Genomic DNA, 12,740 nt, shown 5'->3' with positions numbered 1-12,740 from the left:
GTCACTCAAGAATGATGCGACGATCGACGTGCGGCGTGAGGTTCGGATCGTTCGAAATGAACACGACCGACCAGGGTTCATCCTTTGAGCAGAGGCGTCGAAGGATGGTTTCCCGCAGCGCCGGCTGCAGATTGTGCATGATGCCGTCAAAGATCAGAATCTGCGGCTTGGCGAGAATGGCGCGGGCCAGAAGAATCCGCAAAATCTGTGATGGGGCCAGCACTCTGCCGGGCGCCCGTGCATGGGTCTTGATGCCCTGGGGCAGGGCGTCGATCTCTTCTTCAAGCTCAGTAAAGCGCAGGGCCCATCGCACGTCGCTGTAGGGAACGTAGGGCCTTCCCAAGGTAATGTTTTCTTCGATTGTGCCCTCAAAGAGGGTGAGTTGGGAGTCGAGGATGAATCCCCGGCAGCGGTTGATGGCCAGCTGGTCCAGGTGACGCAGATCCACCCCGTTATACCGGACCACCCCGTGCGTGGGAGACTCGAGGCCGGCCAGCACACGAGCCAGGGCCGTCTTGGCGATGGAGGTGCTGGCATAGATCCCGATTTTTTCTCCCGGAGTGGCCTCCAGATTGAAATTTTCAAAGACGGGAGGGGCGCCGGGCTTGGCCACGGACAGGTCTTTGCATGTGAGCCGGATGCCATGGATCGAGGGGTCGGGTAACGGCACAGACAGCACCGCCGATTCCTGGTCTTTGGGCTGGGAGAATAAGTCGTTCAGCTCCGTGAGTCCGGTCATGAAGTAGTAGACGTGGCCCATCCGTTTCACGACCGCGTCGAAATTCGTCAGCAAGCCGCTGACGACCACTTCGGCCGCCACGAGTTGGCCGATGGTCAATTGCCCGATGGAGATGAGCCATCCGGCCGTGGCGATCAAGCCGCCGTGGACGATGGCTTGCCAGCCCACGGCACTGAGGTACTGGCGGGCGAGAATGGTAAACCGCGCGCGCCGGGTTTGTACATATTTATCGACCAGTTGGTCGGATTTCTCCATGAGGAGCGGTTGGCTATCGGTGGCTTTGAAATGCAGCAGGTTATAGGAGATTTCCTGCATCCAATGCAGCGTATCGTATTTTGCGTGGGAGACGGCGATCGTGGTGCGCAGCCCCCCATGGGACATCAGGAAGAAGACGATGTTGAATCCGACAAGGAGCAGGATGTTGAACAGCAGAAAATAGGGATGATAGAAGACGAGGATCGACATGCCGACCGCGCCGCCGACGACCACATTGATCAAGTCAACGAGCAGCACGGACAGCGCGCGCTGGATGAGCACCGTTTCCAGAAAGTAGTTTGCGAGCCTGGGCTTGAACCCTTGAAACTGCATTCTGGGCAGTTGCTGGGTCATGGCGATCGTGATCCGGGCGAAGACCCGGCGCTCAAGGACTTCCACGGCGTAGTACTGGAGGGTTTTGAAGGCGCCCACGAAGGCCAGGCCGGTGATCATGATGCCTGAGAGTGTGACGATGGTAATCGGCTGGATGGCAAAGGCAAAGGTGTTGACCAGCTCCTGGACGGTCAGCGGGACGATGAGGGAGAAGAGGCCGATCGCCAGGGAGTATGAGAAGATGAGGGCGAGGATGCGCCGTTCCAGCCGGAAGAGGAGACCGAGGTGCCCCAGCATGGCTTGGAAGAGGTTTGGCTGGTTGTCGGAATGGCCTTGCGCCATGACGTCTTGATCCCCGCTCTAACAGGCTGCGGAAAAACTCAATTCCCTTTAAAAACACAGTGATCGTTTCGTATAGACAACCATATACAAATCGCTCCCAGGATGCTCACAATGGCCGTCCAGCAAGGCCGCAGCAATCGAAGAGGCGAGGCGTACGCTCTGGCACGTTGAGTCTCTGCGTGACGCGAGAACCCCGCTGGCGGACTGTTTCAGCATCCTGCTAAGTCGCCCCGCCGTTGCCCGACGAAAGGTGACAGGCTCAGGCTGATTATCCTGTGCCCGGGGTCGCCGCCGATGCTGTCACCCTAGCAAATCCTCACTGAAAATGCCACGTTCGGTCAGACTCAGTCCCGGGCCCGGTAATTGACCGGGGTGGGGCCGGGAGTGCCGGAGGCCCAGGCGCCAATGGCCCATTGATACAGGGCCAGGGCTTTCTGATAGTCGGCTTTGGCGCGGATCACCTGCGCTTCCGAATCCACCGAATTCCGTTCACGGAGGTTGACGAACAAGATGCTGGTGGCGCCCAGGCTGAACCGGAATCGTTCCCCCTCCTCGAGGGTTTTGGCCAGACGCAGCGATTGCACCGCGGCCTCCATCCGTTCCTTGGCGCGCTCGATGGCGGAGAGGGCATTATCAACGTCGATGACCACCTGCTGCTCGCGGAATTTCTGGACCATCACGAATCGATCGGCTTTGCCTTGGGCTTCAAGCACCTCGCCCCGGCTCTTGCGCTGGAGCAGCGGAATTTTCAATTCCAGCCCGAACCGATAGCCGAGTCCGAGGACGAATTTCTCGGGCGCGCGGGCCGGCGCCGCTTCGGCGTCGAGGCTGGGAAGCAGGTTGTTCTTGGCGAGTTCGAGATCGATATCGTTGAGCTTGGCCTCGATGGTGATTTCCTTAATTTCCGGACGTTCATTCCTGGCCTGGAGTTTGTGCGCCTGGACAGTGTCGGGGGATGGGGAGGGGGAGAGTGTCTGTGCCGGGAAGTCAGGCGCGCGGTCGATCGCGGGCAGCGTGGGCGCATTGTTTTCCCAGAGAAACATGGAGAGCTTGAACTGCTCCTGTTCGACCTGACGTTGCGCGGCGATGGCCACCTCGCGTCGGCGCTGAACTTCCTGATTCGCTTCGACGACGTCGAGCGGAGCCACGGCGCCGGCTTTGGCACGTCCTTCCACCTGTTTGAACCGGTCTTCCGCCACCTTCAGGGCTTTGCGTTGCATGTCGACATAGCGCACGGCGGCGACCCAGTCCCAGAATTGCGTGGCGGCCGCGAGGAACAAATCCTGCCGGGTCTGCGCGATGCGCACATCGGCCCGCGGATCGGCAAGTTCCGAGCGCTGCAATTCGGCCTTCTCCGGATTGACCATCAAGCCTTTGAGGAGCGGAAAGAACCCGCCCAGGATGACTTGCTGCTGGTTATTAGGGCCAAATGCAAGGTCGGGAATCTTCGCTTCAGTGCCAAGGGCTGTACGGACGCCGGCGCTGTAGCGGAACCCCATCGGATCCCGTGCTTCAATTAAGGTGTCGTTGAAGCCTCCGTTCAAGGTCTGGCCGGTTCCCTTGTCAATAAACCGTTCGATCTCCGTGTCGTTGATGAGCGTGGGTTCGAACGCGCCGAGGGCTTTGAGCATGCGGCCGCGGGCCATGGTTTTTTCGGTGACGGCTCCCTTCAAGAGGGGGTGGGAACGGTCGATCCAGGCGTGGATTTCATTGAGACTCAAGGAAATGGCGGGGAGTCCCTTGGCCGAATCCGTCTCGGCGGCGGCAGGACGGGGATTTGCGAACGCGCACAGGCACAGCAGGCTCAAAGCCAGGCCCAACCGTAACGTCATCATGGATACTCCTTTCGTTCCCTCAATAGAATGAATGGCCATGTGCCGAAGGGCCGGCAGATGGAACGGATATGTAGGCGCTGAAGACGAGAATGGACAAAGACCTGCGGAACGCGAGGCGATTACTTGGCACCTCGTCCCGCTTTCGGCAAGAGGGTGTCGATCAAGCTGGGCGGACGCTCCTGATAGTCCGGCGGGAAGAGGTTGAATCGCCGCCACAGTTCGTACCAGAGCGGGACACGATTCAGGATCACCCAGCCCATGGTTTTGGTGCCCTGCCGCACATGGGCTTGTTCGGGCCACGGGCGATCTTCCGGGTCCGGCACCACCCAGAAGCGGAAATTGCCTTTGCCGTCGTCGACCTGGTCGATGACTTTAATGACGCCGGTATAGGTTCCGGACATCAATTCAGGCCAGGCCGGCAGCGGGATGGCGGGGATTCCATAGAACAGGATTTTCACTTTTCGCCCGACGTTCAGCAGCGGCGCGTCGATGCCGTCCGCGGTCATTTCGATGGCCTTGTCGAGACTTGTGGGCGAGATACGGACGATCTTGTCGCCCTGCCGAACGGTTTCGCCGGCTCCGGCCTCCGCCATCTTGACGACGGTCCCGTCGATCGGAGCCAGAACTTTACCGGCGATGCGGCGCTGGGTCGCATTGGACATTCTCAATGAGATATCGGCCAGTTGATCCGTGGCCTTCGCTGCTTCTCCAACCGATGCATCACGTGCGGCCTCCGCATCAAGGAGGCGCTGGAGGACTTCCGCGTTGATCTGGTCACGGCCGAAGCTCAGCGCTTTCATGCCCTGCTCGGCTCCCCTGAGGTTGGCTTGCGCCCCCTGGAGGTCGGCCTTGCTGGCAATGGCGGATTGAATCGTCAATTCCAGTTCGCGTTGGGAGACGAGGCCCTGTTCCGCCAGTTGCTTGTGCCGATCGACGTTCAACTCCGCCGTCGAGACGGCGATCTTGGCGGCTTCGACTTTTTGGTAGGCCTCACGGACCTTGTTCTCCGCCTCCACCACCCGGGCCTGGGCCGAGGGGACGGCAGCCTTGACGAGATTCTGCATTTCCTTGATGCGCTTATCGAGTTGTTCGGCGCGGGCTAGTGCGGCTTGTCTGGTCTGGTCCAACGCCTTCTTGCGTTGATCCAGGAACGACAGGAGGTCCGGGGCCATGAAGTTGGGGTCGTAGTCTTCCAGCTCGACGATGAGATCGCCCTTCTTGACTCGCACACCTTCATAGACATGCCATTTCTGGATGCGTCCGGTGATCTGGGCTTCGATGTCCTGGGGACGTTCAAAGGGGGAATAGGCCGAAAGTTGGCCGGTGACCGTGATGGTCTGCGTCCAGGGGAGGAACGCAATAATCAGCAGAAAAATGACAACCAGTTTAATCGCGAGACGAGAGGAAAACTTCAGGCGCTCGGGAATTTGGACCGCTTCCCACGATTGGAGTCGGGTCGAGGTCGCCAGGTCATCGACGGCGATCTCACTCAGTCCGCTCTCATGCGGAGTGAGTACAGAGAGCTTGCTTTTCGGATCTACGCCAGGGCGAGCCACAACGGTGATCCCTTACGTGATGGGTCAGGAAAATGCCCTACCCGGTCATCATAGAAGAAACGTACGGCGCGGGTCAATTTGAAGCGGTGAAACAGCCGGATCAGGAGGACGTTGTCGGGTGTCGCCTTGACCCATGGGGAGAGAATCGCTAAGGTGGCGGCCGGAGCCAGAAGCACGAATCGGCGGTAGTTGTGAGTGAACAAGGGGTGATGTTTTTATGAGCGGAACTGGACGATCGTCTCGTCGGGCCATGCCTCGCATGAAACGGGGAAATCAACCGCTGATCGGCATTCTAGGGGGTAGCAAGTCGGACTTTCCTATCCTGGAGAAAGCGGGCGCGCTCCTCTCGGATCTGGATATTCCCTATGAACTCCTGGTGGTGTCGGCCCACCGGACCCCTGACCGGCTTTTTGAGTATGCGGAGGCGGCTTCGGACAGGGGCATCGAAGTGATTATCGCCGGGGCAGGCGGAGCGGCTCATCTTCCCGGCATGCTGGCATCCAAGACGCACCTGCCGATTATCGGGGTTCCCATCCCGACGGAAAATCTTCGGGGGCTCGATTCGCTCTTGTCCATCGTGCAAATGCCCAAGGGTATTCCGGTCGCCACCGTGGCCATCGGCGGGGCGGAGAATGCCGGATTGTTGGCGGCACAAATTCTGGCCGGTCGCTACGCGTGGATTGCCGAGCGGGTCAAGGCCTTCCGCAAGGGGCAAACTGAAAGCGTGTTGAATTCTCCGGAAGCGCAGGGTCGCAGCGTCGGCAATCTCCAGGCAGACCGGACGAGCCAGTCGTCGTGAACGACGCGCCTCTTTATCCCGGAGCCACCCTGGGCGTGTTAGGTGGGGGGCAGCTGGGTGCCATGTTTGCGGCGGCTGCTCTGCGTATGGGCTACCGGGTGGCGGTCTGGGATCCCGACTCCGACGCCCCGGCGCATCGTGTCGCCGGCCTCTCCTTTACCAAATCATTTTCTGATGCCATCGCGGCTCAGGAGTTCACCCGGTCGGTCAGCGCGGTGACGCTGGAATGGGAAAATGTGCCGGCTGCGCTCTGCGAGCAGCTGGCAGAGCGCCATCCCGTGCGGCCATCCGGTGCGGTCCTTCGGGTCATTCAAGACCGGATCGAACAAAAACAATTTCTTCAGGCGCGGGGATTTCCGGTGCCCTCGTTCCGGATAGTTGAGGCCCCTCACCGGCTTGCCGATGCCGTCAATGAATTGGGTGGTTCTGTCATTTGCAAGACGGCGACGTCCGGCTACGATGGAAAGGGCCAATGGACCATCAGGCATCCGGCGGAAACCGCGGGTGTAGAGGCAGCGCTCGGAGCCATGGTGCCCCGGGGGGCACGGTGGATTGTCGAGTCGAGAGTGAATTTCGAGCGGGAGCTGTCGGTCCTCGTGGTGCGGGGGCAGGACGGCGATCAGCGTGTCTATCCCGTCGTGGAAAACCGGCATGAAGGCGGAATCTTGCGCCTGTCGACGGCTCCTGCCAGGATTGCGGGCGTGGTCTCCGAGCAGGCCCGCGATCTGGCCATGCGCGCGGTGCGCGCATTGAATGGCGTCGGCGTCTTCTGTGTGGAGCTGTTTCACACACGAACCGGCGCGCTCCTCATTAACGAAATTGCCCCGCGCCCTCACAACTCGGGGCACTATACACTCGACGCCTGCTCCGTGTCGCAATTCGAGCAGCAAGTGCGGGCGCTCTGCGGGTTGCCGCTCGGGGAGGTCCGGCTCTTGAGCGCGGCGGCAATGGTGAATGTGATCGGCCAGGATCTGGAAGCCGTGACGAGCAGTCAGGGCTGTCGCGATCTGTTGGCCACTCCGGGAGCGGTCCTGCATCTCTACGGAAAGCGGGTGGCCAGGCCGGGACGGAAGATGGGCCATGTGACCTTTCTGGCAGACCAGGCCGAACAGGCCGAGGCGCGCGCGAGTCTGTTCGAAAAATCCCTGCGTTCCTAACGATGTGAGTCTTTCCGCCTCAGCCGGTCGTGCGCTCCGGGCATTCCACACGACCTGACCGTTCTGAACTTTCCCCTCAGCGCCGTGCCTCGCCCGTCCCCGTCGAGCGGTTGTTCCATTTTGTCTGGGCTGTACAGCTCTGATCCGTGCGAGCCGTTGGAGAGGTCCGCATTCCCAGGCCAATGAGCAAATAGGGCGGTGTCAGGGAGGTACAGGAATTGCTCAGCTCTTCAGGGTGCGCCATCAAGGAGGGCGACTCTGTGAGCACACCATCAACGTCTCTTTGCGGAGTGCAGACCGGGAGCCGGTTCTTTCAGCTGTTGATCAATCCTCGCTCTCGCCAGATCCTGCTGCAGAGCCTGGTCAGCATCATCTTGTCCTATGAACTAGTGGCCGGGTCGGACGTCATGATCAGCCGTCTGACGAGTGACGGGCTGGTGTTGGGGCTCTGGCTCTTCATCGGCCTACTGGCACTGCTTCCGGCGTCGGTGCTGGAGGCCGCCTGGTTCAATGGCACCTTAGTGGTGGTTGATACGGTCCTGGTCACAGGGGTTATCTACATATCCGGGAATGCGAGGCCGGAGCTGTACATCGCGTATTTTGTGTTGATGCTGGTGGCGGCGTCGGTTCGCCGGCTCAGCCATCTCATGGGGCTGTGTCTGCTGCTGAGCCTGGGGTACGGAGTGGTGTTGTATGAGAGCGTGATGCAGGCAGCCGCTGTGACCGCTGGTCAGCTCCTCGGGATTCCCGTGCTGCTCGTGATGGCCGTGTTCTACGGGGTGGCGTTGGAGACGATTACGGTCGAACGTGCGGAAAAATCGACGCTGTTGAAAGACGTGGAGGCGCTGAAGCACACCGAAGAGCAGTTGCTCGCCAGCAAGGAGCAGTTGGAGGCGCGCATCAAGGGATTGAAGGAGGATCTTGCGAACGCGAATGAGCAGATGCGTCGAGGGTTGGCGATGCGGCAGGGATTGGAACGGCAGTTGCGCGAGGCGCAGAAGATGGAAACGGTCGGGCGGATTGCCGCCGGCATCGCGGGGGAGTTCGGCGAGCTCTTTGCCGTCATCGGCAGGCAGACCGGGGTCATGCTTTCGCAGTTGAAGCCGAACGATCCGCTGCGGACGGCTGCGGATGAGATCTTTCAGACAGGCGAGAAAGCCGCTGCATTAACGGCGCAACTGATCGCGCTCAATATAGGGGGTGGTCAGGTTCGGCAGGTCCTTTCCCTGCAGTCCCTGTTGAGGGACTTGGAGGGGCCGGTCCGCAGTCTCTTGCCGGAGCGGATCGATCTTGCCATCACGGCGGGTGCGGATCCTGCTTGTGTGGAGGTTGATCGTGAGGGGCTCGAAAAGGTGTTGTTCCAGCTGGTTGTGAACGGACGCGATGCGATGCCCGATGGGGGGCGGTTGGCAATCGAGGCCCGAACGGTTGCAGGCCAGGAGGAAGGGATCCCGTCCGTCGCAGCGGATAAGCCTGTCTCGCGGGTCTTGCTTCAGGTCAGCGATACCGGAACCGGTATGAATCTCGAGACACAGGCCCATATGTTCGAGCCATTCTTCTCAACCAAGGAGACGAACATCGGACTGGGATTGACCTCCGTATATGGCATTGTGACGCAAAACGGGGGGACCGTCGAAGTCGACAGCCGGCCCGGATATGGGACGGTCGTACGGGTCTGGCTCCCGGCGATCGACTCCGCGCATGCGTCCGAGGCGATGCCCTCGAAGCCCATGCTGGCCAAGGGGGATGAAACGATTCTCGTGGTGGATGAGGACGAGATCGCACGCAAGCTGGCCCGCTCGGTGCTCATCCGGCACAGGTATCGTGTCCTTGAAGCGGCATCTCCCGTGGAGGCGCTGATGCTGGTGCAGCGCTACAAGGGCATCGTTCACCTTACAGTGAGCCCTCTGACGATGCCGGAAATCGGGGGGCGGGAGCTGGCCCGTCGGCTGCTCAATCACCACCCCATGATGAAAGCGTTGTTTGTCTCCAGTTACGGTGACGAGACGATCGACCATCACCGCATCAATCGGCGTTTCGTGCTTCAGCAGCCTTACCGGCACGTGGGATTGGTCGAAAAGGTTCGGGAACTGCTTGATGTCGCCTGACGGGGCTAGCGATCCCACCGATGCGGGCGTCCCTTCGACAAGAACGGGACGTCCCGCCGCTTAAATAGCCCGATCAGCGCCAATCCCGCCACAAACCCTCCAATGTGGGCGAAGAAGGCCACGCCTCCTCCTGTGGCGCCCAGAGTCATGCCTCCGCTGTAGAGCTGGCCGAGAAACCAGATTCCCAGCACCACGACGGCCGGTACATAGGTCGTGCCGTAGAACGGCGGAGGGATCAGGACCAGCACACGGGCATGTGGAAACAACAGCAGGTAGGCTCCCAGAATCGCTGAAATGGCCCCGCTGGCTCCTACCATCGGGATTTGGGATGAGGGATCGGTCAAGGCATGACTCAAGGCGGCCAGGACACCGCAGATCAGATAAAAAATGACAAAGCGAACGTGACCCATGACGTCTTCGATATTGTTGCCGAAGATCCAGAGATAGAGCATGTTCCCGAGCAAATGCATCCAGCCGCCGTGGAGAAACATGCTGGTGACCAGCGTCAACATTCCGGGAAGGGCCACCATATCGCCGGGGAGCGTGGCGTGGCCGAAGACCAGGGCTGGGATGGCGCCGTACTGAAAGACGAAGGCTTCGTCGGAGTTGTGCGGGAGCGACGCCTGATACAGGAAGATCAACACGCAGAGGGCGATAATTGTGATCGTGACGAAAGGGGTTCGTTCGGTCGGGTTGTCGTCGTGAAGCGGGAGCATCGGGCCGGTCTACGGTGATCGGCGGCGATCGATCACCGGCTTGGGCAATGCCGGGTTGGCCGGCAAAGACCCGTCGTCGTCGAGGGGGATCGAAAAACCTGCGGCGTGGGTGTGCCCGCCGCCGCCGAACGACGCGGCGATGGTCCCGACATCGGTCCCATCCTCGCGGGAGCGCATGCTGAAGTACCGGCGTCCGTCGCGATCGTGCCAGATGAGGCAAAAGGGATGGTGCGGCGACAACCGCTCGCCGACCTGGCTGGTCAGAATCGCGCTGTGCACCGCCGGGATCACGAGGCCCTGGAAGTCCACCATCACGGCCTGTGCCGCTAGCTTCCCTACGAGTTCCTGTTCGTAGCGAAGGATGGCGCGTCCTTCCTGTTCAAGGTCCGACTGGATGAAACCGTCCCAGCGCTGGAAGTCAAAGGGATAGGAGGCGATGGCGGCGTTGATTTCCCGGCTGCCGGGCAGGGCCCAATTCCACAAATCCTTATCCTGGATATATTGCAGCAGCCAGGGGGCCGAAGAGCCGTGGGCCCACTCCCAGCCCAGCACCGCGCCGGATTTCTTGAGGTCAAAGTACGCGTAAGGCAGGCCGGTTAAGGCTTTCTCGGCGGTGATGTGATGGTCCAGGATGATGAGGTCTTTCGCTTCAGCGGCCATCGATTCGAGGATGGGCCGGGAATAGCTGAAGTCCACAATCACCACGCGCTGGCCTGTGAGGTCGCCGGGGGGAGGATTTCCGTGTTTGACGGGGATAAACTTCGCGCTGGGATATTGTTTCCAAATGGCCCAGGCTGCCCCGAATCCGTCGGCACATTCGGCGTGATAGAGCACCGTGCTCGGAGGACTGCTGAACTGACGGGTATGGGGCGAATCATTCATGGGCGTGCGGCCACCATACCATGCTGACATCGCAGGACAAAAGAGGGCGTGCTAGAGGCTATTCACATGGTTGATGAGCTGGCGCAGCCGCCCCGCGCTGCGGCGATTGAAGGGAAACACCAGCCGGGGGAGCTCGGTCAGGGCCGGCTCATCGAGTTCCTCCTCCAGCGCGCCGCGCAGTTCAAAACGTCCATCGGTGAGGACATCGCTGAACTGACTTTGGATGCGGTCGAGTTGCTCGGCTGAGATGGCCGATGTCAGGCGCATGGCCAGTTGCTTGCCGACAAAGCGAATTGAGTGGTAGCGGCGATAGAAGGCCAGGATTTCTTCGACCGCGGCCTCCGCCGAATTGACGATGGTGAAGAGGCTGAGATCTTCTTCATTAATCAGTTTTCGTTTCAGGAGCTGCTTCACGATGAAGCCCGACCAGTCGTCCCAATAGTCGCAGTCTGGCGCCTGCAGACAGACGATCGGTTGCGGATCGCTTTTTCCGGTCTGTGCCAGCGTCAGGATTTCAAACCCTTCATCATGTGTGCCGAAGCCGCCAGGAAAGAGAGCGATTGCGTTGGCTTCCTTCTGGAACATCAGCTTGCGGGTAAAAAAATACTTGAAGGTGATCAACTTGGGATCATTCGCGATCGTGGCATTCGCACCCTGCTCGAACGGCAGCATGATATTCACCCCGAAGCTGTTCTCGCGGCCGGCCCCTTCCTGCGAGGCCCGCATGATGCCGTCGGCGCCTCCGGTGATCACCATGTAACCGGCTTTCACGATCTGTTCGGCGAACTCGTGCGCCAGCCGATAGTTCGGGTCGTCAGATGGCGTGCGGGCCGAGCCGAAGATGCTGACTTTCCGCCGGTCGCGATAGCCGTGAAAGACGCCAAAGGCATGGCGGAGCTCCTTGACGGCCCGGTTGACGATCTTGAGGTCCAGGAGATCGAGATGGGCATCGTGGAGCCGCAGGAAGCCGGTCAGGAGCTCTCTCATGATGGTTGCCTGGAGGTCGTCATCCGGCCCCTCCAGCAGGGCACGAATCTGCGTCAGAATGTCATCGTTTGACAGAACGGGCCGCTGGCGGTTTTGTGGGGGTTGTGTCGGGGTATCCATCCTGTGCACCTCTGTAAGTCGAGAGAATTCCAATACGAAAAAATTCTACCAGCGGGAATTCCCTGGGTCAAAGAAGATCGCAAGTCTGGCTCTGTATGATGGAAACGGTTCAGGAGTCCGTCAGGACAGATCGGTTGCCTTGGGCGAGTTCTGAAGGACCCAGGCCTTGATGCGGGACTGGTCTGCGGGGGAAAGATTGGTGAATTGGACGTCGACGCTGGGAGTGGCGGAGACAGGCTTCTTACTCAGACTGGAGGTCTGCTCATTGTCGTCGAGAATCGTGCCGTTGACGGTCAGGGGCGCGGGGAGTTCAGGCAGCGAGAAGTTCACCATGACCTTGGTGCCCGGCAGGAGCAGCGTGGGGGACTGGACCATGGCTCCCACATGGCTGAGTTGCACGATAATGGCTTGATGTTGCGCGCCGGGCGCGTTCTCGTCGAGCACGCTGATCGTGGCCGGCACACGGGTGTGGCAGCGTTTGGGGGATAAGATCAGATCGCGGGCGGTCAGGACTCCCACGGGCTGCTCTTCTTTGGTCACGATCAAAATGGGCGAGCCGGATGACATCATCAACGTCGAGGCCTCGTCGGCGGCACGATCGTATTCGATAAACTGCACAGGCCGCGACATGATGGCGCGCACTTCGATCTCGTCTGGGTGGAGGCCCTGGGCGACCACTTTCTTCACGATGTCGGTGGGGGTCATCAGCCCGAAGCGGGTATCCGTGTCTTTCACCAGCAGGCAGGGCATGTGTTCCTGTTCCAGGAGCGACGCCGCTTCGGCGACCGAGACATCACCGGGAATTTGCACGACACCTGGAGTCATCATGTGGGCAACCAAGGTAATTTGGGGGTTCGGTGTTTTAGAATGTTGATCGTCCGGATTCATCATCGCTCAGCCAGGTCCTTGTC

At 60.2% G+C, this 12,740-nt stretch carries 10 protein-coding genes; 3 read left to right on the top strand and 7 right to left on the bottom strand.

The features are described from left to right. Position 1 precedes the first annotated feature (1 nt). From ACO9S2_RS05545 to ACO9S2_RS05535, 3 genes are all read right to left on the bottom strand, one after another. Positions 2-1,669, bottom strand: coding sequence for an ATP-binding cassette domain-containing protein (locus ACO9S2_RS05545; RefSeq protein ID WP_423720953.1), 1,668 nt, complete (start codon positions 1,667-1,669; stop codon positions 2-4). Positions 1,670-2,013: 344 nt separating this feature from the next. Further along, on the bottom strand, positions 2,014-3,504 hold the full coding sequence (locus ACO9S2_RS05540) for a TolC family protein (protein WP_423720952.1): 1,491 nt from the start codon (positions 3,502-3,504) through the stop codon (positions 2,014-2,016). 119 nt (positions 3,505-3,623) lie between these two features. After that, the gene (locus ACO9S2_RS05535; RefSeq protein ID WP_423720951.1) at positions 3,624-5,060 is read right to left on the bottom strand and encodes an HlyD family secretion protein; all 1,437 of its coding nucleotides are present in this window, start codon (positions 5,058-5,060) and stop codon (positions 3,624-3,626) included. A 259-nt stretch (positions 5,061-5,319) separates the two neighbouring features. Here ACO9S2_RS05535 and purE point away from each other — a divergent pair, with 259 nt between their 5' ends. From purE to ACO9S2_RS05520, 3 genes are all read left to right on the top strand, one after another. Beyond that, on the top strand, positions 5,320-5,859 hold the full coding sequence (purE, locus tag ACO9S2_RS05530; protein WP_423721564.1) for a 5-(carboxyamino)imidazole ribonucleotide mutase: 540 nt from the start codon (positions 5,320-5,322) through the stop codon (positions 5,857-5,859). Continuing rightward, on the top strand, positions 5,856-7,016 hold the full coding sequence (locus ACO9S2_RS05525) for a 5-(carboxyamino)imidazole ribonucleotide synthase (RefSeq protein WP_423720950.1): 1,161 nt from the start codon (positions 5,856-5,858) through the stop codon (positions 7,014-7,016). The genes purE and ACO9S2_RS05525 overlap by 4 nt, the downstream gene beginning before the upstream one ends. Before the next feature lie 260 nt (positions 7,017-7,276). After that, a complete protein-coding gene (locus tag ACO9S2_RS05520) occupies positions 7,277-9,124 on the top strand; it encodes an ATP-binding protein (RefSeq protein ID WP_423720949.1) in 1,848 nt (615 codons plus the stop codon). 5 nt (positions 9,125-9,129) lie between these two features. Here the strand turns inward: ACO9S2_RS05520 and ACO9S2_RS05515 are convergent, their stop codons facing one another. The 4 genes from ACO9S2_RS05515 to ACO9S2_RS05500 form a co-directional block, all read right to left on the bottom strand. Continuing rightward, complete coding sequence (locus tag ACO9S2_RS05515) at positions 9,130-9,840, bottom strand: rhomboid family intramembrane serine protease (protein WP_423720948.1); 711 nt, start codon at positions 9,838-9,840, stop codon at positions 9,130-9,132. Positions 9,841-9,849: 9 nt separating this feature from the next. Beyond that, complete coding sequence (locus ACO9S2_RS05510; protein ID WP_423720947.1) at positions 9,850-10,722, bottom strand: DHHA1 domain-containing protein; 873 nt, start codon at positions 10,720-10,722, stop codon at positions 9,850-9,852. A gap of 51 nt (positions 10,723-10,773) precedes the next feature. Further along, a complete protein-coding gene (locus ACO9S2_RS05505) occupies positions 10,774-11,829 on the bottom strand; it encodes an LOG family protein (RefSeq protein WP_423720946.1) in 1,056 nt (351 codons plus the stop codon). Between the two features lie 120 nt (positions 11,830-11,949). Then, the gene (locus ACO9S2_RS05500) at positions 11,950-12,657 is read right to left on the bottom strand and encodes a cyclic nucleotide-binding/CBS domain-containing protein (RefSeq protein ID WP_423720945.1); all 708 of its coding nucleotides are present in this window, start codon (positions 12,655-12,657) and stop codon (positions 11,950-11,952) included. Between the last annotated feature and the right edge of the window lie 83 nt (positions 12,658-12,740).

The organism is Nitrospira sp. NS4, assembly GCF_049546785.1.
Lineage (GTDB): Bacteria > Nitrospirota > Nitrospiria > Nitrospirales > Nitrospiraceae > Nitrospira_D.
Note: the sequence above shows the minus strand (reverse complement) of the source record. Positions and strands in the feature narration are given on the sequence as shown.